Source organism: Streptomyces sp. NPDC041129 (genome assembly GCF_055592265.1).
This window is the reverse complement of record NZ_JBVIYV010000009.1, coordinates 115,190-141,694: the sequence shown is the minus strand read 5'-3', so window position 1 is coordinate 141,694 and position 26,505 is coordinate 115,190. Positions and strand designations below refer to the sequence as shown.

The following is a 26,505-nucleotide window of genomic DNA, read 5'->3' as shown; positions in this document are numbered from 1 at the left end:
CAGTCTCCGGACCGTTTTCCTGGTGCCACTGAACAGAACCACAGCGACATGCAGGCGTTCCGACTGCTCAGAGGCCGCTTCGGTTGTAGGGGGGCCACAAAGCCGTCACCCGAGAGCGACATCACATTGGTGGGTGGCACATGCCATCCCTGGAGTGACACGGAGCCTCAGACGGCGGTCGGCGGCGAGGACCTCCACGGTGTCGTCGGCGCGCACGACCGAGCGCACCGGACGGTCCCAGACGATCTCCAGGGGCGCGCCCGTGCGGGGCGGCTCGCTGATCCACAGCGTAGCGCTCCGCCCCCGGCGGCGGACGAGCACGCTCGCGCCCGCTGTCGCGGACACGCCGCCGGCGGTGCCGGCCTCCCAGAAGTTGACCGCGGTCACGCCGAGCGAGGGAACGGCGACGGCCTGGTGGCGGGCGTCGTTGGCGAGCACGCGCAGCCAGTGCCCGTCGGCGGCCCGTGCGGCGACCTCGTCGCGGCCGGCGCCGGGCATCAGCACGTAGACGTAGACCGCGTCGGCCGGGTCGGTTCCGTGGTCGAGCCAGAGGGTCTGCCAGCGGCGGGTGCGCCGCTCGTCAGTGCTGCTGGTGTTGATGTCGGACCAGGCGCCGGTGCGGTCTTCGCGCAGGGTGCGCAGCACGCCGCCGCGGGGCAGCAGCCAGCCGCCGTGGTCCTCCAGATGGGCCCAGCCGGGGCCGCGCGCGAAGGCCTGGGCGCCGCCCTCGCCGAGATTGCGGTTGTCCACGACCGTCTCGACCGGGACGCCGTCTGCGCAGCGGATCCCGGCGCCGAGGCAGACGACCGCGTCGGCGAGGAAGAACCAGGACTTGCGGGCCTCGAGCGTGGACTCCAGGCCCTTCAGGTGCTGGCCCACGGCCGCGTACTCGCCGTCGGTCGTGCCGCCGACCCAGCGGACGTCCGGCCTGGGCGCGCCCCACTCGCCGCCGGCCCGGTCGGCGAGCCGTTTGGTGGAGACCGTGGTGCCGGGCAGCCGGTACCAGTCGACGGTCGGCCAGTACCAGTCCGTGTACTGGTCGGACCGGGCGCCGCGCCCCGCGGGCCACCAGGAGAGCATCCCGGAGCCGGTGTGCCAGCCGCGCGGGTTCTCGCCGTTTCCGCATTCGTAGTGGGCGATGCGGTCGCCGGCCATGGAGAGCGCGGCGGTGAAGCGCGGGCGGCGGTGGACGGCCCGGTCCATGGCCGGGAAGAGCCGGTGGCCGAGGGGTTCGGGCGCCGCCGGCACGGGCGCGGCGGCGACGGTGTGCAGCCGGGCCAGATCCGCGATGCCGAACTGAGGCGCCGTCAGGATCGGTGTCACGGTGTCCCGTTCGATCCAGCCCTTGACGCGGCCGTACCAGCGCTGCCGTTCCTCCCCGCTCGCGCCGCCGGCCAGCAGGGCGACGGCCGCGATCAGCGCCTGGCCGTGGTAGTGGTCGCCGCGCATGATGTGCTGGTCGTCGTCACGCAGGTAACCCCGGCTGATGGCCCGGCCGTTGACGCAGTCCATCACCAGGCCGTCGTGGATCAGGGGGGCGTAGGCGTGCTCGACGCCGTCGAGGACGTTCCGCCGGGCGGGGTCGGTGATCTCCCACTGGGAGCCCGCCAGCAGGGTGAGGAGCCGCCCCAGACCGTCCAGCAGGACCTGGCCGTAGGTGCCGGAGTAGGCGACCCAGGTGTGCTGCACGAACGAGCCGTCGGCGTAGAGGCCGTCGCCTTCGGTGACGTACGGGAAGACCGGCGAGAGGGCGTCCCGGGCGAGCGTGAGGCGGTCGCCGGACCTGCCGAGGATGCCGCGCAGGGCGACGGAGCGGCACAGGTCGACGCGGTTGGCTCCGGTGGAGGTGCCGGAGTACTCGGTGAGCATCGCGTCCGGGATGAAGTGGTCGACGGCGGCACAGGCCGCCGCGATTCGGTCCGCGCCGAGGTGGTCGTACAGGGCGGCCGTGATGTCGGCCAGCAGCCGCGGGCTGCCGATCTGCCACTCCCACCAGTTGCCGTAGCGCGTGGTGGCGGGGTTGTAGACGGTCGCTGAGAGGTGGTCGAGGCCGCGGAGGACGCCGGCGAGGAGGGCGTCGTCACCGGTGGCGCCGGTGCCGGGCTGGACGTACGCCTGGGCCATGGTCCACAGGCGGCCGTAGCTGAAGGTGATCCCGGCGGGCGGGTCGAAGGGGTGGCCGGGCCACAGGGAGCCGGCGGTGGGGGTCATGCCGGCGTGGAAGTCGCGTGCCATCGCGCCGAGTTGGGCGAGGCGGGAGGCGTACGGCTCGGCGGCCGGGTCGAACCCGGTGCCGAGGGCGATGTCGAGCCACCGGCGGCGGAGGGTGTCGAAGGGGTCGGCGCCGGCCGCCGCGCGGGCCACGGGCGCCGTGGCGGCGGTGAGGGCGGCGGCCAGCAGCAGTGCGCGTCGGCTCGGTCCCGTGCTCATGCGGCCGGTCACCGCCCTCCTGGCTCAGCAGCCGCCGCAGTTGTAGTACAGGACGTCCCAGTGGTTGCCCTCGTCGGCGTAGATGTTGCCGGAGCCGGACTTGTACTGCGGGGCGCCGTCGCCGCGCAGGCCGATGTAGCTGAAGTTGTTCTTGATGTACGAGGTGACGCAGGTGTTCTTGCCGTAGTCGAGCTTGTAGCCGTTCCAGTGGGAGTAGGTGCCCGAGGCGTGGCCCGTCTCGGTGCCGCCGGTGATGTTGAGGGCGCAGCCGCTGGCCCCCTTGAGGGTCTGGGCGCCCTGAGCGGTGGCGAGGTTGAGCTGCTCGAACGAGGTGCAGGTGGAGTTGTTCCGGTCGGAGCAGTTGCCGGAGGACGACCAGGTGATGCCGACGCTGCGGAACATCCCGGTGGCGGTCGAGTGGCTGATCTTGGTGACGGCGAAGGCGTCGGTGGCGGTGCCGACCACGGCGACGCCGGGGGCGACGACGAGGGCGAGCGCGGTCAGGACGGAGCGGGCCTTCAGGGCCTTCATGGGGAGTGACCTTCCTGCGGTGGGCCGTGCTTCCTGGGGGTTCGGCTGTGCAGGTGGTGCGGGTGTGCAGGGAGATGGTGCCCGAGGTCTACGCGCGTTCGCCAGAGGGCGTACACGGTTACTCTGTGTTTTCATGAGAACACGTGGCGGATGATGTTGAAAACTAAACGGAATAGGTCTACGGTCGAGGTCGTTGGGCTAGTTGAACGTTAAACAGAAACCCGTCGCGGCTTCCCACGTAAGCCGCGGCCGTCCCCAAGGAGCACCGCAATGGGCATCTTCGGCCGCAAGGAAAACACCCCCGAGACCGCCGCCGCCCCCGCCGCCGATCTGGCCGCGCTGACCGGCGAGTACACGATCGACCCGGCCCACACCACGATCGGCTTCGTGGCCCGCCACGCGATGGTCACCAACGTCAAGGGGAGCTTCCACGAGTTCACCGGCGCCCTGCACCTGAACGGCGGCGAGCCCTCGAAGTCCACCGCCACCCTCGACGTCCGGATGGACAGCATCGACACCGGCAACGCCGACCGCGACGGGCACCTGAAGTCCTCGGACTTCTTCAAGACCGACGAGTTCCCGGCGATGACCTTCCGCTCCACCCGGGCCGAAGCGCTCGGCGGAGACGACTACCGCATCACCGGCGACCTCTCCATCCTCGGCGTCACCAAGCCGATCACCATCGACCTCGAGTTCAACGGCGCCGCGAAGGACCCCTTCGGCAACGAGCGCGTCGGCTTCGAGGGCAAGGCCGAGATCCTGCGCTCCGAGTGGGGCCTGACCTGGAACGCGGCCCTGGAGACCGGCGGCGTCCTCGTCTCCGACAAGATCAAGCTGGTCTTCGACATCTCGGCCATCAAGAACGCGTGAGCCTGCGGCGTGGTCAGAAGCCCCCGCCGAAGTCGCCGCCGCCTCCTCCGCCGTCGAAGCCGCCTCCGTCGCCGAAGCCGCCGCTGAAGTCGCCCGGGTCGAAGTCGGCGCCGGAGATGTCGCCTCCCTGGTAGCCGGCGGCGCCGAAGTCGCCGTAGTCGGAGGCGTAGGACGGGGTGGACATCATGCTGCCGAGCAGGGTGCCGACCAGGAGGCCGGGGAGGATGCCGCCGCCGAAGTAGCCGCCGGCCCAGGGGCCGTAGGCGGGGCCGGCGTCCCAGTAGGGGCGGCGGCCGTGGTCGGTGTCGACCTCGCGGATCACCGGGTCGCGGCCGTCGGCCAGGCGGGTGGCGTCGGCGGCGCAGACCGGTACCTCCCGGAGGCTGCCGCCGGGCGGGGTCCAGGCCGCGTCGGTGACGGAGGGGCCGTGGCGGGGGTCGAAGAAGCAGGGCGGGCGGCGCTCCGGCAGGGGACGGCCCTCGCGGCGGGCGGCCAGTTGGGCGAGGGAGAAACGGCCGTCCTCCAGGGCCTCGGTGACCGGCCGGACGTCCTCGGGCCTGCGCGCCTCCGCCATGTACTGCTTGGCCTTTTCGTAGGCGTCGAGGGCCCGTTCGTAGTCCGCGCGCATCGCGTCGTCGGCGCCCGGCTCGGCCGGGTGGAAGTCCAGCCGGTCCAGTTCCTCGCCGAAGGCGGTGATGTCCTCGTCCACGACCACCCGCAGCCGGTCCAGCGCGGCCCGCTGCTCCTCGGCGTGACGGCGGCGGCTGCGGCGGACCAGGGTGTAGGCGCCCGCGCCGCCGGCCACCAGGATGACGCCCGCCGTGATCAGCGCCGTGCTCGACGCGCCTGACCCGCCACTTCGGCCGCCCCAGCTCGCGGGCGCGCGGCCGCCTATGTTGGCCAGGGCGCGGTCGGTGAAGTCGGTGAGCTGGGTCCTGGCGTCCTCGCCCTGCACGCTGGCGACGAGGTTCCGCACGGCGGTGCGGGACAGCACCGAGGAGTCCGCGCGGGCGTCGAAGCGGTCACCGAGCCGGATGGCGTACAGGCCGGTGATACCGGTGGCCGTGCGCAGGCCGGAGAAGAGGTTCGCGGTCGGGTAGCCGGCCGGCAGGACCGTGATGAAGAGGGGCTTGCCGGCGCCCTTTATCCGCTTGGCGAGCCCGTCGGCGTCGGCCCTGGACAACTGCCCGGAGGCCGCTGGGTCGACGTAGACCGGGCTCTCGCGCAGAGCCTGGGCGATGCCGGACACGCTGGTGGCGGCCGTCGCGCCGGGGGCCAGGGCGGTCGCGACGACCAGCGCCAGCGCGGCCAGCAGCAGCGCCGGGAGGCTTCGGATCCGAAGGACGGCCTTCACCCTTCGAAACTACCCGAAGCCTCCCAAACCAGTCATGTACGGGGTTCGCCGGGGGAACTCACGCGGCCCGGTAGGCCTCCGTGAGCTTCTGCACCGCCTTTCCGTAGTGGCCGGTCAGCAGCAGGTGGTCCGCGTCGGCGAAGGGCTTCGCCACCGCGGCCGTCATCCGGTCGCCCGCCTCGTGCTGGACGATCAGCCGGGCTCGGGTGACCAGCTCGCGTCCGGTCCGGTCGGCGCCCGTAAGCTCCGCCGCCGCTGCCGCGAGCCCGAGCGCCCGCAGCGCGGCCGTGCCGCCCCGCGGGACACGGGTGAGCGTGGTCAGGCCCCAGCCGTAAGGGAACTGCGGGTCGTACGCCGCGTCACCGACGTTGATCGGCAGCTGGGACTCCGAGCGGGGCCAGGTGACCGGGAGCTGCCCGGTGAAGGGCCGCCTGCCGAAGAGGACGTCGGCGACGCCGGCGCCCTCGGTGCCCGGCAGCCAGGAGGCGACGAGCGCGTCGATCCGGCCGAGCCGGTCGCCGATGAGCTGCGGGCGCCCGGAGACGATCAGCACCGCGCACTTCATGGCCGCGCACACCTTGTCCACGGCGGCCTGGTCGGCGGCCGAGAGGGTGAGCCGGTGACCGTTGCCGACGTCGCCGACGCCCTCCGCGTACGGGGTCTCGCCGACGACGACCACGCCAGCGTCGTAGCCGCCGGTCGGAGCGGAGGCGTCCTTGGAGTACGTGACGTTTCCGCCCGCCTCGCGCATGCCGTCGAGGATCGTCGTGCCCGGGATGGTGTTCCCCGAACCGCCCTGCCAGGTGACGGTCCAGCCGCCGGTCTGGTTGCCGATGTCGTCGGCGTTGGACCCGGCGACGTAGACCTTCTGGCCCTTCTTCAGGGGCAGCAGCCCGCCGCTGTTCTTCAGCAGCACCTGGGACTCGGCCGCCGCCCGGCGGGCCACCGCCCGGTGCTCCGGGGAGCCGATGGCGGCGGCGCCGCTGGTGTCGGCGTACGGGTGCTCGAAGAGGCCGAGCCGGAACTTCTGGGTGAGGATGCGGGAGACGGCGTCGTCCATCCGCCGCTCACCGATCCGGCCGGCCCGCACCTCGTCGACGAGCGTGCCGGTGAAGTCCTTGTACGTGTACGGCACCATCATCATGTCCAGGCCCGCGTTGACCGAGGTGCGGACATGGGAGGCGTAGTCGCCGGGGAGCTGGTCGATGGCGTTCCAGTCGCTGATGACGAACCCGTCGAAGCCCATCCGGCCCTTGAGCACGCCGTTGATCATGTCTGCCCGGGCGTGCATCTTCACCGGGCCCTGGCCGTCGCCGAGGATGTCGAGCGAGGAGTACGACGGCATGACCGTGCCGATGCCCCGGTCGACGGCGCTCCCGAACGGCGCCAGGTGGACGGCCTCGAGCTGCTGCCGGGTGACCTTGGTGACGCCCTGGTCGATCGTGTAGGTGCCGGTGGTCGAGGAGCCGTACCCGGTGCCGCCGTCACCGACGAAGTGCTTGGCGGTGGCGAGCACCTTGTCGCCGCGGCTCAGGTCCCTGCCGTCGGCCCGGCCCTGGAGGCCCTGGATGACGGTCTCCATCGACTCGACCAGCGCCGGGTCCTCGCCGAAGGACTCGTAGGAGCGCCCCCAGCGTTCGTCGCGGCTCACGCACAGGCAGGGCGCGAAGTCCCAGGGGATGCCGGTGGCCCGGACCTCGGCCGCGGTCACCGCACCGGTCCGCTCGGCCAGTCGCGGATCCCGGGTGGCGCCGAGGCCGACGTTGTGCGGCATGATCGTGGCGCCGACCAGGTTGTTGTGGCCGTGGACCGCGTCGACGCCGTAGATCAGCGGGATCTGGAAGCGGGTCGCCTGCGCCCGCAGCTGGAAGGCGTCGATCATCTTCGCCCAGGCGCCCGGGGTGTTGGGCGTGGGCGTCGAGCCGCCGCCGGAGAGGAGCGAGCCGAGCGCGTATCCGGCGATGTCCCCCTGGTCGGTCAGGGCGCCGCGCTCGGCCTGGGTCATCTGGCCGGCCTTCTCCGCCAGGGACATACGGCTCAGCAGGTCCGCCACCCGCTTGCGCACGGGCAACTTGGCGTCCAGATAAGGCAGTCGGTGGGCGTCGATGACGACCTGCGGCGTCTCGGCGGGTGCCTTGGCGCCGGTCACCGTGAGCTTCAGCGGGATGGTCTCGGCGGGCTCGGCGGCCTTGTCCCGGAGGGTGGGCACCCGGACGGTCCGCGAGGTTCCGGAGGGGGTGCCCGCGGGGAAGGTGAGGGTGCCGGAGACCGGGGCGTAGTCGCTGCCGGGGCCGGCGGTGCCGCCCGCCGTCGTATAGGTGACGGTCACCGGTTCGCCGAGGGGCTGGGCGCCGGTGGTGGCCACGGTGACCCCGACCTTCGCCGTACCGCCCTCCTCGATGGGGTACACGGCCGCGCCGGTGCTCACCGAGGCGCGCAGCGACTGGTCGGCCCTGCCGTACAACTCCACGCCGTCCATGGCGAAGCGGCCCTTGACGCCGGTCGGCAGCGTGACGGCGTAACCCCACACGCGGTCCAGGCCGAGGACGTGGTCGATACCGCCGACGGGCTGGTAGTCCGTGCGATAGGTGAAGTCGGTGAAGGGGATCTCGATCTGTTTCCAGCCGGCGAAGTCGTCGGTGAAGGAGGTGGTCCACAGCTCGGAGGCCTCGCCGTGGGCGCCGCCGTCCTTGATCTCGAAGGCGATCTTCCTGCCGTTGTCCTGGCCGTCCCACCAGAACCGGATGCCCCGGTGGGCGGACCAGTCGTGGCCGGGCTCGGTGGCGGCGAAGTCGTGGGTGAACCCGCCGTAACCGCTGATGTCGTAGGAGCCGGTGAGGACCTTGGCGCCCTCGGGGGCATCGGCGCGGCCGGCGAGCTCGAGGGCCGGCGGGTCGTCCGTGTCGCCACCCCAGGTGAAGATGCCCTCGGCGGGCTGGGCGGCGAAGGGGACCTCTCCCTCGAAGCGGTCGACGGGGACGGGTGCGGGATCGTCGGCGGCTCGGGCGGTCGCCCAGGGGAGCAGCCCGGCGAGGAGTGCGGCGGAGACGAGCAGGGCGGTTCTTCGCATGTACCTTCCCTCGGCTCTTGATTCACTCATGACTTAGATCACGTCGTGAGTTAACTCGCCCCACATGACGCCGTCAATACTTCACGTCAGAAGTGGTGCGGGACCAACAGGCGGCCGGAAGACGGCGGTTGTGCGTTCGGAAGCTGAATGCGCAAACTCTTGACGCGCCCGCGAAGCCGTCATTTACTCACGGCTCGCACGCCCCCCATCCCCCACCCCGAAGGGCGGCGCTCCATGAGACGACCCCTGCGCACGGCCCGGCTGCTGCTCGCAGGCCTGCTGACCACCGCCGGGCTCACGACCCTGGGCATGCCCTCCGCGCACGCGGCCGGCGAGCAGGTGACAGCCTGGCTCACCACCACCGACGACTCCGGCGGACGGCACGTCGTGCGCGGTCTCCAGGCGCAGACGCCGTTCGCCTTCCAGTCCGGGGCCGGCGGCAGCGGCGAGAACATCACCGTCGACGAGAACACCCGCTACCAGACCTTCACCGGCGGCGGCGCGTCGTTCACGGACACCGCGGCCTGGCTGATGAACAGCAGCGGCGCGCTCTCCCAGGCGACGCGGGACGCGGCCATGAAGAAGCTCTTCTCCCCCACGGACGGCATCGGGCTGTCGTTCCTGCGCAATCCGATGGGCGCCTCGGACCTGGCGCGGTACGGATACACGTACGACGACGTGCCGGCCGGGCAGACGGACCCGAACCTGAACAACTTCTCCATCTCGCACGACCTCGCGGACGTCGTCCCGCTGACCAAGCAGGCCCTCCAGCTCAACCCGTCCCTGACCGTCATGGCCTCGCCCTGGACGGCTCCGGCCTGGATGAAGGACAGCGGTTCGCTCAACGGCGGCTGGCTGAAGGCGGAGGACTACGGGGCCTACGCCTCGTACTTCGTCAAGTACCTCCAGGCGTACAGGAACCAGGGCATCGACGTCTCGTACGTCACCCCGCAGAACGAGCCGACGTGCTGCTCCGGCTATCCGTCGATGAGCTGGAACGCCTCCGGCATCCAGTACTTCCTCAAGAGCGAGCTGCTGCCCAGACTCCAGTCCGCCGGACTCGGGACCAAGGTCCTGGCGCACGACTGGAACTGGGACGTCTACGACTCCTACGCGGCCCAGAGCGTCGACGACGCGGCGATCCGCAACCACCCCAACTTCGGCGGCATCGCCTGGCACGGCTACGGCGGTGACATCGCCAAGCAGACCTCGGTCCACAACCAGTACCCGGACCTGGACGCTTTCGGCACCGAGCACTCCGGCGGCACCTGGATCGCCAACCAGCAGCGCGAGGACATGAACAACATCATCGACTACACGCGCAACTGGGCGAAGTCGGTGACGAAGTGGTCCCTCGCGGTGGACCAGAACATGGGCCCGCACAACGGCGGTTGCGGCACCTGCACCGGTCTGGTCACCGTGCACAACGGCGACGGGGCGAGCGGGACCGTCGACTACACCGTCGAGTACTACACGATGGGCCATCTGACCAAGTTCGTCCGGCCGGGCGCCCAGCGCATCGCCTCGACGGCGTCGAGCGCCGTGCCGAACGTGGCGTGGCGCAACCCCGACGGGAGCAAGGCGCTGATCGCGTACAACGACTCGGCCTCGGCGAAGACGGTGACCATCGGCTGGGGTTCGCAGCACGCCACCTACTCGCTTCCGGGCAGGACCTCGGCCACGTTCACCTGGTCCGGCACCCAGTCCGGAGGCTCCGCCGGCAGCGGCTCGTTCGTCGGACTGGCCGGCAAGTGCCTCGACGTGGCGGGCGGTTCGAGCGCGAACGGGACGGCGGTGCAGCTCTACGACTGCAACGGCAGCGCGGCGCAGAAGTGGACGGTCGCGGCCGACGGCTCGGTCCAGGCGCTAGGCAAGTGCCTCGACGTCACGTCCGGCTCGACGGCCGACGGGGCGAAGGTTCAGTTGTACGACTGCAACGGAACCGGTGCCCAGCGGTGGTCGTACAACTCCGCCACCGGTGATGTGGTGAACGCGGCGGCCGGCAAGTGCCTCGACGTCACCGACAACTCGTCGGCGAACGGGGCCCGGGCCCAGATCTGGTCGTGCACGGGTGCCGCCAACCAGAAGTGGAAGCTGCGGTAGGGCGGGACACCTCCCGCCCGTGAGGGGGCGGGGCATGCGCGGGAGTGCCGTACTGGCGACGGTCGCCGGGTGTCTGCTGCTCGGCGGCTGTGCGGCGGTCGATCTGCCGCTGGCCGGGGTGGGGGTCGGGGCGGACGGTGCGCCGTACGCCCTGATCCGGCCGTGTGGCGACGACGGCTATCAGAGGCCCTACCTGGACGGGCGGGCGCGCGGTGGCGGCGACGGGCCCGTCACCACGGGCTGGGACGTGCGGCAGGAGGATCTGCACGGGGACGCCGGGTTCCCCCTGTTCACGCCGCCGGGGAACTGGCGGGCCCGGCACCGGGGCGAGCAGCGGCTGCTCGCCCGCCACCGGTACGAGCTGGGCTTCGGGCACTACGTGACCGGCGACTCGTACAACGGGAGGGTGGAGTTCACCGGGGAGCGGATCGGGCGGCTGAGGCCCGGGCAGGTCTGGGCCGACGGCCGGGTGCTGAGCCGGGCCGGCTTCGAGAGGCTCGCGGCGGATTCCTGCTGAGCGGCGCCGCCTTGTCGCGGATCGGCCTTCCACGCTTCATGGTGGTCGTAGGGAAAGCCGTCCGGGACCGGGAGTGCGCCACATGACCACAGCACGGGATCTGTTCATCGTCGCCACCGACGTCTCCGGCGACCGCCCCGTGGAGCAGGGCGACCTGTCGCTGGCGCTCGCGGGTGCCGAGCTCGTCGACCTGCTCGGCGTCCGTGCCGTGACCCTGGAGGGCGAGCGCATGGTGCCGGGGCCGCCGCTGGCCCTGGACGACCGGATGCTGGAGGAGGCGGGCTCGGCGCTGGTCCGGCAGGAGCCGTACGAGACGGTCGAGGACTGGCTGTGGCGCCGGGGCGAGGGGCTGGCCTCGGCCTACTTCGACGTCCTGGACACCGAGGGGCAGCTCACCGGCGAGCGCAGGCCCTGGTTCCCGCGCCGGCCGCGGACCGCCGCTGCCGCCGACACCGCGGCCCGGCGGCAGGCCACCGATCGCTGGGAGTCCCGCGAGCCGGTCCTCGCCACCCTCGCGGCCGCCCTGGGCATCGGGGACGGGGAAGGGGCCGGGCAGGAGTTCACCGACGAGCCGGTCGTGACCGTGCTGGCCACGGTCGGTGACGCGGTGACGGAGCTGACCGCCGTGCGGCAGCGCCGGGAGATCGAGAACGCGGCCTTCGACAACATCTGGCGGGCGCCCTGACTCAGCGCACCGGCTGCCCGATCCCCAGCAGATTGCCCTCGCTGTCCCGGAACCAGGCCCCGCGCTCGCCGCGGGCGCCCTTGCTCGGGTAGTTGCCCTCGATCTCGGCGATGCCGTCCCGGGTGTGGAACCCGGGCGCGTCGACCTCCTCGAAGACCACTCCGCGCCGCCTCAGCTCCGCCACGACCGACTCCAGGTCGCCGTCGGTCTCGAAGCCCATCTGGGTGAAGGTGCCGGGCGAGGACCCGGTGGAGCGGAACAGCACGAAGTCCGTTCCGCCGCACCGGTACAGCAGCCCGCCGGGCCGTTCGTCGACGGGCCGCAGTCCGAGTTTCTCGGCGTAGAAGCGCCTGGCCCGGTCCAGGTCCGCGGCGGGCAGCCGGGTCGCCACGCGGGCGCCGGACAGGAGGGCGCGGTCGTCTTCGGTCATGCCTCCACTGTGCCTACTCGGCCGGTTCCACGCCCGCCCGCAGCAGCCCGTAGGTGTAGGCGTCCTCCAGGGCCTGCCAGGACGCGGCGATCACGTTCTCCGCGACGCCGACCGTGGACCACTCGGCGCCGCCGTCGGAGGTGGAGATCAGGACCCGGGTGGTGGAGGAGGTGCCGTGCACGCCCTCCAGGATGCGGACCTTGTAGTCCACCAGGTCCAGCTTGGCGAGCTGCGGGTAGATCTTCTCCAGCGCCACCCGCAGGGCCCGGTCCAGGGCGTTGACCGGGCCGTTGCCCTCCGCGGTGGCGACGATCCGCTCGCTCTTGGCCCACAGCTTGACGGTGGCCTCGTTGGCGTGGGTGCCGTCGGGCCGGTCCTCGACGATGGCCCGCCAGGACTCGACCTCGAAGTACCTCAGCGGCCTGCCCTCGACCTCGGCCCTGAGCAGCAGCTCGAAGGAGGCGTCGGCGGCCTCGTAGGTGTAGCCCGCGAGCTCGCGCTCCTTCACCCGCTCGACCACCCGGCCGACCAGTTCCCGGTCGCCGCCGAGGTCGATGCCGAGCTCCTTGCCCTTCAGCTCGACGGAGGCCCGGCCCGCCATGTCGGAGACCAGCATGCGCATGGTGTTGCCGACCAGCTCGGGGTCGATGTGCTGGTACAGGTCGGGGTCGACCTTGATCGCGGAGGCGTGCAGCCCGGCCTTGTGGGCGAAGGCTGAGACGCCGACGTACGGCTGGTGCGTGGAGGGCGTGAGGTTGACGACCTCGGCGATCGCGTGCGAGATCCGGGTGGTCTCGCGCAGCCGGCCCTCCGGCAGCACCTTCTTGCCGTACTTCAGCTCCAGGGCCGCGACCACCGGGAACAGATTGGCGTTGCCGACGCGCTCGCCGTAGCCGTTGGCCGTGCACTGCACGTGGGTGGCGCCGGCGTCGACGGCGGCCAGGGTGTTGGCGACCGCGCAGCCCGTGTCGTCCTGGGCGTGGATGCCGAGCCGGGCACCGGTGTCGGCGAGGACGGTGGAGACGACGGCGTGGACCTGGGCGGGCAGCATGCCGCCGTTGGTGTCGCAGAGGATGACGACGTCGGCGCCGGCCCGTGCGGCCGTGCGCACGACCGCCTTCGCGTACTCGGGGTCGGCGCGGTAGCCGTCGAAGAAGTGCTCGCAGTCCACGAAGACCCGGCGGCCCTGTTCGCACAGGTACGACACGGTGTCCCGGACCATCTCCAGGTTCTCGTCCAGCGTGGTGCGCAGCGCCAGCTCGACGTGCCGGTCGTGCGACTTGGCGACCAGCGTGATCACCGGGGCACCGGACTCGAGCAGGGCCCTGACCTGGGGGTCGTCCGCCGCCTTGGATCCGGCGCGGCGGGTGGCGCCGAAGGCGACCAGCTGGGCGTGCCGGAAGTCGATCTCCGCCTGCGCCCGCGCGAAGAACTCGGTGTCCCGCGGGTTGGCGCCGGGCCAGCCGCCCTCGATGAAGCCCACGCCGAAGTCGTCCAGGTGCCGTGCGATGGCGAGCTTGTCCGCGACCGTGAGATTGATGCCCTCGCGCTGCGCGCCGTCGCGCAGCGTGGTGTCGAAGACGTGGAACGAGTCGTCGAGCTCGCTGGTTACCGTCTCGGTCATGAGTTCAAGGCTCCTGATTGTGAATCTTCGGTCTTACCGGAATGTCCGGCTCCACCGCCCCTGCGATACTCCTCGCGCCGCGCCTCCCGGCCGTGGGTGAGCCGGAAAACGAAAAGACCCCTCGCGGGTGCGAGAGGTCTGCGCGCGGGTCTGAGACGACGATGGCCACCCGCACCTGGTAGTACGAGATGGTCACTGCGGACCGGCGCGCCTGCTGCCGATAATCATGGCGAACGAGGGCACGGAGGAAGTTTCGCACAGTCCCGGCCCCGTCCGGCCGGCCGTCTCAGTATCCGGTCGCCCCGGTGGACGGGGCCCGGTCCCGGGCCCGCTCCGCGACGTCACGCGTCCGGCACCCGCGGCGCCTGCAGCGCTTCGGTGAGGAACTCCCGCACGTGGGATATCACCTGCTCGCGGTCCGTGCCGCGCAGGCCGATGGCGACATGGATGGAGAAGCCGTCCAGCAGGGCGCGCAGCCGGGCGGCGAAGCGGTCCGCGTCGACCGGCCGGAACTCGCCGCGCGAGACGCCCTCGGCGATCAGCGCGACCAGGTCGCGGTGCCATGCCCCCTCGATGGCGGCCTGCCGCTCCCGGGCGTCCTCGGCGGCGTTCTGCGAGCGGTTCCAGACCTCCAGCCACAGGGTCCAGTGCGGGTCGCGGTGTCCGTCCGGGACGTACAGGCCGACGTACGCCTCCAGCCGCTCGCGGGCGGTGCCCGGGCGGGTGAGCAGCCGGCCGCGCTCGGCGCCGAGCCGGCCCTCGCTCCACTCCAGGGTGCGCAGCAGCAGCTCGTCCTTGGAGCGGAAGTAGTACAGCAGGTGGCCGCTGCTCATCCCGACCTCACGGCCGAGCGCGGCCATGGTGAGCTTCTCCAGACCGCGCTCGGCGATCATGTCCATGGCGGCGGCGAGGACGTCCTCGCGCGGCGGCGCGTTCCTGCGCGCACCGGCCATCGGCTGCTCCTAGCTCTTCGGCTGCTGTTGTGTGATGCAGTGGATGCCTCCCCCGCCGGCGAAGATCGTACGGGCGTCCACCGGCGTCACCTCCCGGTCGGGGAAGAGGCGGCGGAAGATGCCGGCCGCGACCTCGTCGTTCGGGTCGTCGAAGGCGCAGAGCACGACGCCGCCGTTGCACAGGTAGTGGTTGATGTAGGAGTAGTCGACCCAGTCGCCCTCCTCGTCCTTCAGGACGGTGGGGGCCGGCACCTCGACGACCTCCAGCGGGCGCCCCTGGGCGTCGGTCTCGCCGCGCAGGATCTCCAGGTACGTCCTCGAGCGGGCGTGGTCCGGGTGGGCGGGGTCCCGCTGGCTGTGCACGAGGACCGTGCCGGGGCGGGCGAAGGCCGCGACGATGTCGACATGGCCCTGGGTGCCGTATCTGCCGTAGTCGCCGGACAGGCCGTGCGGGAGCCAGATCGCCTTGCTGGTGCCGAGCCTGGCGTGGATCTCCGCCTCGACCCGCTCGCGGCTCCACCCGGGGTTGCGGCCGGCGCCGAGCTGGACGGTCTCGGTGAGCAGCACCGTGCCCTCGCCGTCGACGTGGATCGCCCCGCCCTCGTTGACGAGTTCGCTGCTCAGCACCGGCACCCCGGCCAGGTCCGCGACCTGGCGGGCGATCTTGGAGTCGTGCTCCCAGCGGGCCCAGTCCTGGCCGCCCCAGCCGTTGAACACCCAGTCCACGGCGGCCGGCCGGCCCTGCTCGTCCAGCACGAAGGTCGGGCCGATGTCGCGCATCCACGCGTCGTCGAGCTCGCGCTCCACCAGCTCGGCGTCCGGGCCGAGCAGCGCGCGCGCCGACTCGCCCTGGCCGGGGCCGTGCACCATGGTGACCGGCTCGAAGCGGCCCACCGCGCGGGCCACTTGGGCCCAGGCGGCGCGGGCCGCGGCCAGCTCCTCGTCATCGGCGAAGGTCGGGTTGGGACCCGGCCAGGCCATCCAGGTGCGCTCGTGCGGGGCCCACTCGGGGGGCATGCGGTAGGTCATGGACAGGTCCTTGGATCAGAGGAAGTAGAGCCGGTTGAGGGACACGGACTCGGCGGGTTCAGAGCGCAGCGGGTCGCCGTCGAGGGTGACCAGGCCGGTGCGCCGGTCGACGTCGACGGCTCCGGTACGGGAGTTGAGCCGCAGGTCGGCCGGGCCGATGCCGCGGGTGCCGCGGACGGCGACCCGGCGGCGCCGGGTGGGCATCGTGTCGCTCCCCTGCTCGGCGGCGGCGCGGGCGACGAAGGCGACCGAGAGGTCGGCGGCGGTGGCACCGTAGGCGCCGAACTGCGGGCCCAGCACCAGGGGTTCGCAGGTGTCGGTGGCCGCGTTGGGGTCGCCGGTCACGCCGTAGGCCGGGAACCCGGACTTGAGGACGAGCTGCGGCTTGGCGCCGAAGTACTCCGGGCGCCACAGCACGATGTCGGCGAGCTTGCCGGTCTCGATGGAGCCGACCTCGTGGGCAAGGCCGTGCGCGATGGCCGGGTTGATGGTCAGCTTGGCGATGTAGCGCAGGACGCGGGCGTTGTCGTCGCCCTCGCCGTCGCCCTCCAGCGGGCCCAGCTCGGCCTTCATCTTGCCTGCCATGGCGAAGGTGCGCCGGACCGTCTCACCGGCCCGGCCCATGCCCTGCGCGTCGGACGAGGTGATGCCGATGGCGCCCAGGTCGTGCAGGACGTCCTCGGCGCCCATCGTGCCGGCCCGGATGCGGTCGCGGGCCATGGCGGCGTCGCCGGGCAGGTCGGTCTTCAGGTCGTGGACGGAGACGATCATGCCGTAGTGCTCGGCGACCGCGTCCCGGCCGAAGGGCAGGGTGGGGTTGGTCGAGGAGCCGATGACGTTCGGGACACCGGCCATCTTGAGCACGTTGGGCACATGGCCGCCGCCGCAGCCCTCGATGTGGAAGGCGTGGATCGTACGGCCCTCCAGCACCCGCAGGGTGTCCTCCACGGAGAGGCACTCGTTCAGGCCGTCGCTGTGCAGGGCGACCTGGACGTCGTGCTCCTCGGCCACCCGCAGGGCCGTGTCGAGCGCGCGGGTGTGGGCGCCCATGTCCTCGTGCACCTTGAAGCCGCTCGCCCCGCCCTCGGCCAGTGCCTCGACGAGCGGCGCCTCGTGGGACGACGAACCCCGGCCCAGGAAGCCGATGTTGACCGGCCAGGCGTCGAAGGCGCCGAACGCGTGCCGCAGCGCCCAGGGCGAGTTGACGCCCACGCCCCACACCGGGCCGAACTCCTGCCCGATGATCGTGGTCACCCCGGAGGCGAGGGAGGCCTCCATGATCCGCGGCGACAGCAGGTGCACATGGGTGTCGACGGCACCGGCGGTGGCGATCAGCCCCTCGCCCGACACGATGGACGTACCGGTGCCGACGACGACGTCGACGCCGTCCAGGGTGTCCGGGTTGCCGGCCCGGCCGATGGCGTGGATGCGCCCCTCGCGGATGCCGATGGACACCTTGCGGATGCCCTGGACCGCGTCGATCACGACGACGTTGCTGATCACGACGTCGCACGTGTCACGGACGGCGGCGGCCTTCAGGTGCAGTCCGTCGCGGGCGGTCTTGCCGAACCCGGCGAGGAACTCGTCGCCGTACCGCTGGGCGTCCGACTCGATCCGGACGGTCAGCCCGGAGTCGCCCAGGCGGACGCGGTCGCCGGCGCGGGGGCCGTGGGTGGCTGCGTAGGCGTGCGGGTCGACGTGGACCGACCTGCTCACCTCTCGCCCCTTCGAGCGGCTCATCGCTCCTCGCCTCCGTCCTCTGTGCCCTGATGCGCGACGCCCAGGTATCCGCAGGCCGCGGCTCTGCGCAGGGCCTCCCGCTTCGCGCCGGGCGCGTCCAGCGGGCCGTCGACCAGACCGGCGAAGCCGATCGCGATCCGCTCGCCGCCGATCGGCACCAGGCCGACCTCCTCGCTCTCCCCCGGCCCGAACCGCACCGACGAACCGGCGGGCACGGCGAGCCGCATGCCGTAGGACCTCTCGCGGTCGAAGTCGAGCCGCGGGTTGGCCTCGAAGAAGTGGAAGTGGGAGGTGACGGAGACCGGCACGGACGCGGTGTTGGTGACCCGGAGCCGGACGGCCGGCTCGGGGTCGGCGTGCTCGGGCCCCGGCAGCAGCGCACCCGGCGCCCGCTCCCCCTGGCCGCCGCCGATGGGGTCGGAGACCACCGCCAGCCGGGAGCCGTCGTCGAAGACGGCCTCGACCATCACCTCGGTGACGACGTCGGCGACACCCGGCAGCACGTCCTCGGGGCCGAGCACCGAGCGGGCCGCCTCGACGGCCTCGGCGAGCCGCCGGCCGTCGCGGGCCGCCTCGCAGACCGTGTCCGCGATCAGCGCGGTGGCCTCCGGCACGTTGAGCCGGAGTCCGCGCGCCCGGCGGGCCCGGGCCAGCTCGGCGGCCCCGAAGAGCAGCAGCCGGTCCCGCTCGGTGGGAGTCAGTCTCACGGCACGGCACCTCCTTGTCGTCCGTCGTTTAGAGCATCACTCTAAACGCAGCGCTGAAGCAAGAAGTGGTCGGCTTCGATAGCTCGACCAATGTCACATTGAGCGGCGCTCGAATCCTTCCGTACGAGAGGGCAGGATCAAGGCCCCCGAACGCACGGGGGCCGCCCCGGACGCGGAAGTCCGGGGCGGCCCCTGAGGATGCCGGGCGGGCGTCAGCCCAGCTTGTGCATCCAGCCGTGCGGGTCCTCGGCCTTGCCTCGCTGGATGTCGAGGAGGGCCTGGCGCAGGCGGACGGTGACCTCGCCGGGCTCGCCACCGCTCTGCTGCCACTCGGCACCGGCCCGCTTCACGGTGCCCACCGGGGTGATCACGGCCGCGGTGCCGCAGGCGAAGACCTCGGTGAGGGTGCCGTTCTCGGAGTCGCGCTGCCACTGCTCGACCGAGACCCGGCCCTCCTCGGACCGGTAGCCGAGGTCGCGGGCGACGGCGAGCAGGGAGTCACGGGTGACGCCCTCCAGGATGGAGCCGGTCAGGGTGGGCGTGACGATCTTGTCGCCGTACACGAAGTACAGGTTCATGCCGCCCAGTTCCTCGACCCACTTGTGGTCCACGGCGTCGAGGTAGCAGACCTGGTCGCAGCCCTTGGCGGCCGCCTCGGCCTGGGCGAGCAGGGAGGCGGCGTAGTTGCCGCCGGTCTTGGCGTCGCCCATGCCGCCGGGGACGGCGCGGACGCGGTCCTCGGAGACCCAGATGGACACCGGCCGGACCCCGCCCGGGAAGTAGGCGCCGGCCGGGGAGGCGATGACGATGAACAGGTACTCGTTGGCGGGCTTGACGCCCAGGCCGACCTCGGTGGCGATCATGAACGGGCGCAGGTAGAGGGACTCCTCGCCGCCGTGCGCGGGCACCCAGTCCCTGTCCTGCTGGACCAGGACGTCGCAGGCCTCGACGAACGTCTCGACCGGCAGCTCCGGCATGGCGAGACGGCGCGCGGAACGCTGGAAGCGCTTGGCGTTCTGGTCCGGGCGGAAGGTGGCGACCGAGCCGTCGGGCTGGCGGTAGGCCTTCAGGCCCTCGAAGATCTCCTGGGCGTAGTGCAGGACGTTGGTGGCCGGGTCGAGGGGGATCGGCGCGTACGGAACGAGCTGGCCGTCGTGCCAGCCGCGCCCCTCGGTCCACTTGATCGTCACCATGTGGTCGGTGAAGTGGCGGCCGAATCCGGGGCTGGCCAGGATCGCCTCGCGCTCCGCGGCGGCGATCGGGTGGGCGGAGGGCTTGAGCTCGATCGTGGGCGTCGTCATGAGTGGTTGTCCTTCACCGGTGAGTAGTGACCGGGCCGCGCTCACGCCCGCACCGGCCGGTGGCCGGTGCTAGGACGTCCGAGCTTTCCCTCATGTCGCGGCTCCGCGTTCGATTATCGCGCGCGGGCCACGCCGGACGGAATCGGGGTGAAAGCGGCCCAGTGGTTGATGGTGGCACCCGGCGAGGCACAAAAGAAGCCGCCGGGTGCGTGTGCGACCCGACGGCTTGTGCGCGGCGCGGCGGGTCAGCCGGCTACGCGTACGGCGAGGGCGTCGCCGACCTCGGAGGTGCTGCGGGCCGGCTTGCCCACCCGCTCGGTGAGGTCGGCGGCGACCGCGGCGTCGATGCGGTCGGCCTCGGCGTCGTGGCCGAGGTGACGCAGCAGCAGCGCGACGGAGAGCACCGTGGCGCTGGGGTCGGCCTTGCCCTGGCCCGCGATGTCCGGGGCCGAGCCGTGGACCGGCTCGAACATGGACGGGAACTCGCGGCCGGGGTTGATGTTGCCGGAGGCGGCCACGCCGATGCCGCCGGAGACGGCCGCGGCGAGGTCGGTGATGATGTCGCCGAAGAGGTTGTCGGTGACGATCACGTCGAAGCGGGCGGGGTCGGTGACCAGGTAGATGGTCGCCGCGTCCACGTGGATGTAGTCGGTGGTGACCTCGGGGTACTCCTCGGCCACCTTGTTGAAGACGTTCGTCCACAGGTGCCCGGCGAAGGTCAGCACGTTGTTCTTGTGGACCAGCGTGAGCTTCTTGCGCGGGCGGGCCTGGGCGCGGGCGAAGGCGTCGCGGACCACGCGCTCGACACCGTAGGCCGTGTTGACGGAGACCTCGGTGGCGACCTCGTGCTCGGTGCCCTTGCGGATGGTGCCGCCGTTGCCCGTGTAGGGGCCCTCGGTGCCCTCGCGGACGACCACGAAGTCGATCTCCGGCTGGCCGGCCAGCGGGGTGGAGACTCCGGGCAACAGCTTCGACGGGCGCAGGTTGACGTGGTGGTCGAAGGCGAAGCGGAGCTTGAGCAGGAAGCCGCGCTCCAGCACACCGGAGGGGACCGACGGGTCCCCGATGGCGCCGAGCAGGATGGCGTCGTGCCGCTTCAGGGCGTCGAGGTCGGCGTCGGTGAGGGTCTCACCGGTGGCGTGGTAGCGCTTGGCGCCGAAGTCGTACTCCTGGGTCTCCAGCTTCACATCCTGCGGCAGGACGGCGGAGAGGACCTTCAGACCCTCGGCCACGACCTCCTGGCCGATGCCGTCACCGGGGATCACTGCGAGATTGATGCTGCGAGACATGTCGGCACCCTACTCCTCGTCCCAGAGGATGACACGCCCTGTCCGCGATGCGGACATGGGTGCCGTCGGAGCGTTCCGGGGTGCGGCGCGGCGGGAGGCCGCGCCGCACCCCGGGCGGGTGCGGCTCCCGGATCGGGGTCGGCTCAGTGGCCGGTCTCGCCGCCGTTGTCGCGGCGGTCGAGGGCGCGCTGGAGGGCGGCGGCGGCGTTCTTGCGCTCGGACTCGGTCGAGCGGGAGACGTGGCGGACTCGGCGGCGGACGGTCGTCTCGGCCATGATGAATCGACTCCTTCGGGAAACCGGAGTACTTCAAGGGGGGTTGCGAGACTCCCCCGCTGCCTAATGGGCGCGGGCGGGGCCCCCAAGAGGGCGGAGAGCGGTGCCGCAGGGGTTGCCTGCACGGGGCCCGGCTCACGACCGCCACTCGCTGGATCGAGCGAGACGTTCGACTCCTACAAAAGTAAGGGAGCCCGCCGCGCCTGTCTGCACAATTACTCGGACTTCCTACTATCTGAGACGGCGGATCCCGCCACGCGGCCGCGACCTGCGCTTTGTCCGTGTACGGTCGAACCAGGCGTCACTCGACCGACACGGACGTCCGCCACCGCGGGCAAGGGAGAGGGTCCGATGAATCAATCCACGCGCGAGGGGACCTTCGCGTTCGAAGACCTGTGGCCGCGGTTCGAGGGGTGGCTCGCCCGCAACACCCCGGAGGACGAGGCGGCGCTCCGTCCCGGCGCGTCCGCCGCGGAGCTGACCGCGCTGGAGGCCGAGCTCGGGTTCCCGCTCCACGACGATCTGAAGGCGCTGCTCGCCCGGCACAACGGTGTCGTCCCGCGCCGGTCGAGCACCCAGGCCGGGGCCTTCGTCCTGGGCCACGGCCTGCTCGACACCGAGGGGATCGCGGAGTGGCGGCGCAATCTCGCCGACATGGCCTCGGAGGCCGTGGAGGAGGGTTACGAGGAAGAGGTCGTGGGGCGGACCGCACACGAGCGGTGGGTGCCCTTCGCGCAGAGCCTCACCGGCGACCTGCTCTTCGTGGACCACCGCGGCGACCACTACGGCGAGGTCGGGGAGATCTCGTTCGGCGATCCCGAGTACCGGTGGCTGTGGCCGGGTCTCGGCCTGATGCTGCAGGACCTGTGCGAGTCGCTGGAGGGCATGGCCCCTCTGCCTACGGCGGGCCGCCGCCCCTCCGTCCACGAGGGGCGCATGCTCGAGTGGGTCACCGCCTGAGCGTGCCGGGAGACGGAACCGGCCCTCCGGGTAGGTGACCCGGAGGGCCGGTTCATAGGCGACTGCAGCTAACTGATGTTGCAGACGGACTTGATGTCGCAGCCCTCGAAGCCGGTCTGGACGTAATACGCGTCGTTGTCCAGGAGCCTGATCTCGGAGGTGAACCGTCCGAGGTCACCACCGGCGTCGGTGTTCTGCTTGGCCGGAACCGCGGCCCGGCCGCAGATCTCGTTCCAGGACGGATACGGGTAGTTGTTGTCCAGTTCCAGCATCCAGCTCCCGTCGGTCTGCTTGTCCGCGTACATCTGGACGCAGTACTTGCCGGAGCTGAGCGTCTGCCCGCCGCTCTCGCGCGACTTGGCGAAGGGGTACTCGTCGCAGCTTGTCCCGTCCGCGGCCGGGTTGGGGTTCCACTCAGCCACGGCGAGCATGCACATCTTGTCCCGGTTCTCCTTGGCCTTCGTATCGTCGGCCAGGCGGTGCAGCGGCTTGTCGTACTCCTCGCTGCCTGGGTGGGACGCCAGCTTCTCCATCAGCACCCAGTAGTACGAGGCCGCGGCCGGATACTTCTTCGTGTTCAGCTGCAGCGTGGGGGTGTACTTCGGGAAGACGCACCCCGTGTTGCCGCCCACCTTGTTGTCGCACCGGACGTCGAACCCGTTGTTGCTCCACTTCGGGACCGCCTGGACGGCGGCGTCCGGGGTGGACCAGCTGGTCTGCCAGGTGAAGTCGAGCAGGGCCTCGCCGCCGCTGACCTTGTTCCACGAGAAGGTGTTGGTGCGGGTGGCGACGTGCGGGTCCCCGGCGGTCCAGGTGGTGCCGCCGGTCCAGGTGCCGTAGCTCTCCGAGCAGGCGGTGGTGGACCAGCACTCCTCGTCGTACGAGGTCATCGTGGTGGAGCTGATGCCCGTCATGCTGACCAGGGAGACTTCGGTCCACGTGGTGAACTGGTTCGACTTCGGGTCGAGATTGATCTCCTGGATGACCTTGACGGTCGCGTTGCCGACGGGAGCTCCGTCGCGGGTCGCGGTGAGCACGAGGAGCCCGCGCATGCAGCCCTGCGTCCTCGTCTGCATGGCGGCGCCGTTGATGTCCTTGCACCATCCCACGGGGCCCGCGGCGGCTGCCGCGGCGGCCGCGGACGACGCGGCGCTCTTGGCGGCCTTCGCGCTCTTGTCCTCCTTCTTGGTCAGTGGCTTGTACGCGGCGCACATGGTGACGCCGTCGTGACCGGTCGAGCACGACTCCTTGCCCGAGGCGCCGCTGAGCGCACGGGACATGAGCGAGGTCGTGGTGCCGACCTCCTTGGCGTCCTGGGCGGCCACGAAGTCGACGTCGGGAGCGTTCGGATCCGCCTCGGGGAAGGTGATGGCGTTCAGGCCGTCGTGGTCGCCGGGCACGAACGCGAGGGCGTCGAAGGCGACGTCCTTGGTGCCGTCGCCGCCGTTGAAGTTGTCCAGGCTCACCTGGGGCGTCGTGCCGGTGAACCGGTACGAGCCCAGGGACACCCACTTGTTGGACTGGTTGTCCGCCTGTGAGATCTGCTTGGTGACGGTGCCGAAGGCCGTCTGGATCTTGTAGTTGGCGGCGCCGGTCTGCGCCCCGTGGTCCGGGATGTGCGCGAACACCTCGGCCTGGCCGCCGTATTCGGTGATCTTCTGGCCCAGCTTCCAGGTCCCGGTCACCTTCATCCGGTCACCCGGCGGCGGGTAGGACTCCGGGGAGCGGGTGTGGGTGAACCAGAAGTGGTTGCCGTAGCCGGCGCCGATCTGATGGGTGTCGATCTTGCCGGGGTAGGTGGTGATGGTCTGCCCGGTCTCGGAGTCGACGATGTCGGAGGGCTGGTAGGTCAGGGTGAAGGTGCCGTCCGATTTCGCCGGGCCGCAGCCCCGTGAGTTCGATCCGGCCGGCGTCGTGCCGTCGGGGATGTCGTCGACGATCAGCGCGTTGGCGGGCAGGCCCGTGGAGCAGCGCGGCGGATAGGAGGCCGCGTCGGCCTGTTCCGGGTAGCTGGTGTTGAAGCGGTGCACCTGGTGGCCGCACTGGGCCAGCTTGTCGCAGTCCTTCCACTTGGCCGACTTGTCCCACCAGCAGTGCAGCCAGTGCGGGTTGGTGTCGCTGTCGCCCGAGTCCAGGGTGCAGGCGCCCTGGCCGGGATCGTTGGAGTCGTTGTCGCCGATCTTGGACGGGGTGCAGTTGTTGCTGCTGTCGCAGAACAGGTCGACCGGCGGCTTGACCGAGGTGCGCTCGTCGACGCTGTTCCACCAGGCGGCGAGGTAGCCGGCGCGGAAGTCACCGGGGGCGAACATCGCGGAGATGGGGCGTGCGGCCCAGCCGAGCACCTTCTCCTCGTAGGGCCAGTCCTGCGGGTGGGCGGCGTGGCTGTAGTCGTCCTTCGACGGGTCCACGGCGCTCTGCAGGAACGGCACACGGTTGGCCTTCCACAGCGGGTTGGCCGGGTTGTTGGTCCAGCCCAGGCCCTGGTGGCCGGCGGAGTCCGGGGTGTTGTAGAAGCCGGAGTTGTAGGCCCACAGGGCGAAGAACCAGTTCTCGATCCACTGCGGGTTACCGTTGTTGATCTTCATCCCCGCGTAGTACGTGTCGTTCCACTTGTGGGAGAGGATCTGCACGCCATAGGCGACGTTGGCGGCGTAGTCCAGCGCGACGGCCTCCTGCGTGGCCGGCGGCAGCGCGGTCTCCCCCGGCTTGGTCTTGCCCGCCAGGCGCATGCCGTCGGTGGCCTGGGTGATCCCGTAACCGCAGTCGGCCTCGGAGAAGTTGATGCGCCAGGGGTCGGCCTGGGTGCCGTCGGAGGTGTACTGGGTGCCGTAGTAGTTGCCGATGAGGCTGTTGGAGGTCACCCCGGGTACGGCGAAGCGGGTGGCCTGCCACATGTTGGACTCCTGCGCGGTGACACCGAGCATCACCTGCGAGGGGATGTGCCACCGGTCGGTGACGGCGGGGTCCTCGTTGTCGAGGGTGCCGTTGGGGTCGCCGGCCAGCACGACCGGCGGGAACAGCCCGCCCGGGCTGTAGCCGTCCATGCCGGTGTTCTTCCAGTTGGCCGGGCGGTCCAGGCGCAGCTCACCGACGACGGCCTGGTCCACGGCCCACTCGACCTGACGCGGTGTGGGCTGGAACGCCTGCTTCTTGACGTCGTTGCGGGCGACGGCGCAGTAGCGCTCGTCGGTGCCCTCGCTCGGGCCGGTCGGGGACGCCGACAGCGGCATGCTGCCGATGAGTTGGGTGGAGGCGCCGCCCTTGCCGGCGGCCTTGCCGGCGGTGTCCACGGCGGCCTTTCCGGCGGACCGCTTCCCCGTCGGGACGCCGAGCGCCGGGGACGGCCCGATGCCGGTCGCGGCGTTCTTCCCCTTGGCCTTCGGGGTGGCGTCCAGGGTGACGGACGCGCCGGTGGCGAGCACCCGCAGGCTGGTGCGGGCGGCCCGTGCGGCGTCGGCCTTGTCCGGGGTGATCAGGCTGGTCCTGCCGTCCGCCCAGGTGGTGGTGACGGCGGCGTGCCCGAGGCTGGACATGCGGGCGCCCTTGGGCAGCCGGCCGGGGTTGGCGACCGTGCGGGGCAGGGTGCCCTTGCTGGTGGCCTTCCCGGTGATGAACACCTTGCCCGCCGGGGTGCCGGTCAGGTCCCACTCGGTGAGCTTCCCGGAGGCCAGCGTGGTCGGGGTGGCCCGCTCACCGCCGCGGACCTTCGCCTGGGTGAGGTGCTGGGCCCGGCTCGTCGCCTTCGTCGTCGCCTTCTTGTCGGCGTCGCGGTCGATGAAGGTGATGCCGCCGTCGGCGTCGGCGGTGATCTGGAACGGCGTGTGGCGGGTGCGTGCCAGTTCCTTCTCGGCCCCGCCGTCGATGCGGACGAGCCGGTTGCCGTGAGCTGCGACGATGCCGTCCGCGGTGGGGACGGCGGAGGTGACCTCGCCGGGACGCCGGATCGGCTCGTCCTGCTTGCCGGTGTGGGTGTCGACGGATATCAGCCGGGTGGTCTGAGCCTTGTCGCCCTCGTAGGAGAGCTGGGTGAACACGGCTTCCTCGCCGTTGCCGCAGCCGGGACTGAAGTAGGCCAGTGAGGAGGTGAACGGCAGTTTGGTGACCTTGCCGGACGTGAGGTCGACCACGGCGGTGAACGCGCCGCGTGCCATCAGTTCGGGCCGGTTGGTGAAGGTGCGCGGGGCGTAGGAGACGGCCGCGTACCGGCCGGAGGCGGTCAGACAGGCGTTGCCGATCCAGTTGTCCGCGTCGAAGCCGTTCTCGCGCAGGGTGGCCGCCGTCCGCCATCCGTACCCGGCGGCCTCGTCGGCGACCAGCAGATGGAAGCCGGTGGCGTCGCCGCTGGTGGTGAACGCGGTGTCCTTGGACGCCCGGTAGCCCGGACCCAGGGTCCGGGCACGGTCCCCGGCGGGAATCGCGGACGGCTCGGCCGTCACCTTGGCCGGCGTGCTCCGCCAGCCCTGTACCGCTCCCTTGGGCGGTGCGGGGTCGGCCGCCTGGGCGGGCACGGCGAGGGGCAGGGCGAGCGCGGTGGCCGCCGCTGCCGCCGTCAACGCGAGTGATCGCTTTCTGTGTCTCACGGATCCTTCTCGGTTGTGGGGGTGGCCGGGCACGACCGGGACGAGGTCGCCGCACAC

At 71.4% G+C, this 26,505-nt stretch carries 19 protein-coding genes; 5 read left to right on the top strand and 14 right to left on the bottom strand.

Features of this window, described 5'->3' with window-relative positions:
• Positions 1-105: 105 nt before the first annotated feature.
• Positions 106-2,430, bottom strand: a complete 2,325-nt coding sequence (locus ACZ6B1_RS26330; RefSeq protein ID WP_468782297.1) for a polysaccharide lyase 8 family protein — start codon at positions 2,428-2,430, stop codon at positions 106-108.
• A 24-nt stretch (positions 2,431-2,454) separates the two neighbouring features.
• The gene (locus tag ACZ6B1_RS26325; RefSeq protein ID WP_468782296.1) at positions 2,455-2,961 is read right to left on the bottom strand and encodes a hypothetical protein; all 507 of its coding nucleotides are present in this window, start codon (positions 2,959-2,961) and stop codon (positions 2,455-2,457) included.
• Between the two features lie 270 nt (positions 2,962-3,231).
• On the opposite strand from ACZ6B1_RS26325, the gene ACZ6B1_RS26320 reads away from it, so the two are divergent.
• Complete coding sequence (locus tag ACZ6B1_RS26320) at positions 3,232-3,831, top strand: YceI family protein (protein WP_468782295.1); 600 nt, start codon at positions 3,232-3,234, stop codon at positions 3,829-3,831.
• A gap of 13 nt (positions 3,832-3,844) precedes the next feature.
• On the opposite strand, the gene ACZ6B1_RS26315 is transcribed toward ACZ6B1_RS26320, so the two are convergent.
• Together ACZ6B1_RS26315 and ACZ6B1_RS26310 are read right to left on the bottom strand one after the other, a co-directional pair.
• Positions 3,845-5,185: a hypothetical protein gene (locus ACZ6B1_RS26315; RefSeq protein WP_468782294.1), complete on the bottom strand. Its 1,341-nt coding sequence runs from the start codon at positions 5,183-5,185 to the stop codon at positions 3,845-3,847.
• A gap of 58 nt (positions 5,186-5,243) precedes the next feature.
• The gene (locus ACZ6B1_RS26310) at positions 5,244-8,255 is read right to left on the bottom strand and encodes a glycoside hydrolase family 3 N-terminal domain-containing protein (protein WP_468782293.1); all 3,012 of its coding nucleotides are present in this window, start codon (positions 8,253-8,255) and stop codon (positions 5,244-5,246) included.
• 234 nt (positions 8,256-8,489) lie between these two features.
• Here ACZ6B1_RS26310 and ACZ6B1_RS26305 point away from each other — a divergent pair, with 234 nt between their 5' ends.
• The 3 genes from ACZ6B1_RS26305 to ACZ6B1_RS26295 all read left to right on the top strand — a co-directional run bounded on the left by ACZ6B1_RS26305 (position 8,490) and on the right by ACZ6B1_RS26295 (position 11,560).
• Positions 8,490-10,358 (top strand): lectin, encoded by a 1,869-nt coding sequence (locus tag ACZ6B1_RS26305; protein WP_468782292.1) that lies wholly within the window; start codon positions 8,490-8,492, stop codon positions 10,356-10,358.
• A 34-nt stretch (positions 10,359-10,392) separates the two neighbouring features.
• The gene (locus tag ACZ6B1_RS26300) at positions 10,393-10,875 is read left to right on the top strand and encodes a hypothetical protein (RefSeq protein ID WP_468782291.1); all 483 of its coding nucleotides are present in this window, start codon (positions 10,393-10,395) and stop codon (positions 10,873-10,875) included.
• 82 nt (positions 10,876-10,957) lie between these two features.
• Complete coding sequence (locus ACZ6B1_RS26295) at positions 10,958-11,560, top strand: GPP34 family phosphoprotein (RefSeq protein WP_468782290.1); 603 nt, start codon at positions 10,958-10,960, stop codon at positions 11,558-11,560.
• A 1-nt stretch (position 11,561) separates the two neighbouring features.
• Here the strand turns inward: ACZ6B1_RS26295 and ACZ6B1_RS26290 are convergent, their stop codons facing one another.
• From ACZ6B1_RS26290 to ACZ6B1_RS26250, 9 genes are all read right to left on the bottom strand, one after another.
• A complete protein-coding gene (locus ACZ6B1_RS26290; protein WP_468782289.1) occupies positions 11,562-11,990 on the bottom strand; it encodes a VOC family protein in 429 nt (142 codons plus the stop codon).
• Positions 11,991-12,003: 13 nt separating this feature from the next.
• Positions 12,004-13,614 carry a citramalate synthase gene (gene cimA / locus ACZ6B1_RS26285; protein WP_468782288.1) on the bottom strand — a complete coding sequence of 537 codons (1,611 nt, stop codon included), beginning with the start codon at positions 13,612-13,614 and terminating at the stop codon, positions 12,004-12,006.
• A 341-nt stretch (positions 13,615-13,955) separates the two neighbouring features.
• Positions 13,956-14,567 (bottom strand): TetR/AcrR family transcriptional regulator, encoded by a 612-nt coding sequence (locus tag ACZ6B1_RS26280; RefSeq protein ID WP_468782287.1) that lies wholly within the window; start codon positions 14,565-14,567, stop codon positions 13,956-13,958.
• Positions 14,568-14,576: 9 nt separating this feature from the next.
• A complete protein-coding gene (locus ACZ6B1_RS26275) occupies positions 14,577-15,596 on the bottom strand; it encodes an agmatine deiminase family protein (protein WP_468782286.1) in 1,020 nt (339 codons plus the stop codon).
• 15 nt (positions 15,597-15,611) lie between these two features.
• Entirely contained in the window at positions 15,612-17,336 is a 1,725-nt protein-coding gene (locus tag ACZ6B1_RS26270; RefSeq protein ID WP_468782285.1) for an urease subunit alpha, read from the bottom strand.
• Entirely contained in the window at positions 17,333-18,043 is a 711-nt protein-coding gene (gene ureA / locus ACZ6B1_RS26265; protein WP_468782284.1) for an urease subunit gamma, read from the bottom strand. The genes ACZ6B1_RS26270 and ureA overlap by 4 nt, the downstream gene beginning before the upstream one ends.
• A 212-nt stretch (positions 18,044-18,255) precedes the next feature.
• Positions 18,256-19,344, bottom strand: coding sequence for a branched-chain amino acid aminotransferase (locus ACZ6B1_RS26260; protein WP_468782283.1), 1,089 nt, complete (start codon positions 19,342-19,344; stop codon positions 18,256-18,258).
• Positions 19,345-19,589: 245 nt separating this feature from the next.
• Positions 19,590-20,633, bottom strand: coding sequence for a 3-isopropylmalate dehydrogenase (locus ACZ6B1_RS26255; RefSeq protein WP_468782282.1), 1,044 nt, complete (start codon positions 20,631-20,633; stop codon positions 19,590-19,592).
• Between the two features lie 143 nt (positions 20,634-20,776).
• Complete coding sequence (locus ACZ6B1_RS26250) at positions 20,777-20,908, bottom strand: hypothetical protein (protein ID WP_359553267.1); 132 nt, start codon at positions 20,906-20,908, stop codon at positions 20,777-20,779.
• Positions 20,909-21,259: 351 nt separating this feature from the next.
• Between ACZ6B1_RS26250 and ACZ6B1_RS26245 the strand changes: the two genes are divergently transcribed.
• On the top strand, positions 21,260-21,868 hold the full coding sequence (locus ACZ6B1_RS26245; RefSeq protein ID WP_468782281.1) for an SMI1/KNR4 family protein: 609 nt from the start codon (positions 21,260-21,262) through the stop codon (positions 21,866-21,868).
• A 68-nt stretch (positions 21,869-21,936) separates the two neighbouring features.
• Here the strand turns inward: ACZ6B1_RS26245 and ACZ6B1_RS26240 are convergent, their stop codons facing one another.
• Positions 21,937-26,448 carry a golvesin C-terminal-like domain-containing protein gene (locus tag ACZ6B1_RS26240; protein ID WP_468782280.1) on the bottom strand — a complete coding sequence of 1,504 codons (4,512 nt, stop codon included), beginning with the start codon at positions 26,446-26,448 and terminating at the stop codon, positions 21,937-21,939.
• Between the last annotated feature and the right edge of the window lie 57 nt (positions 26,449-26,505).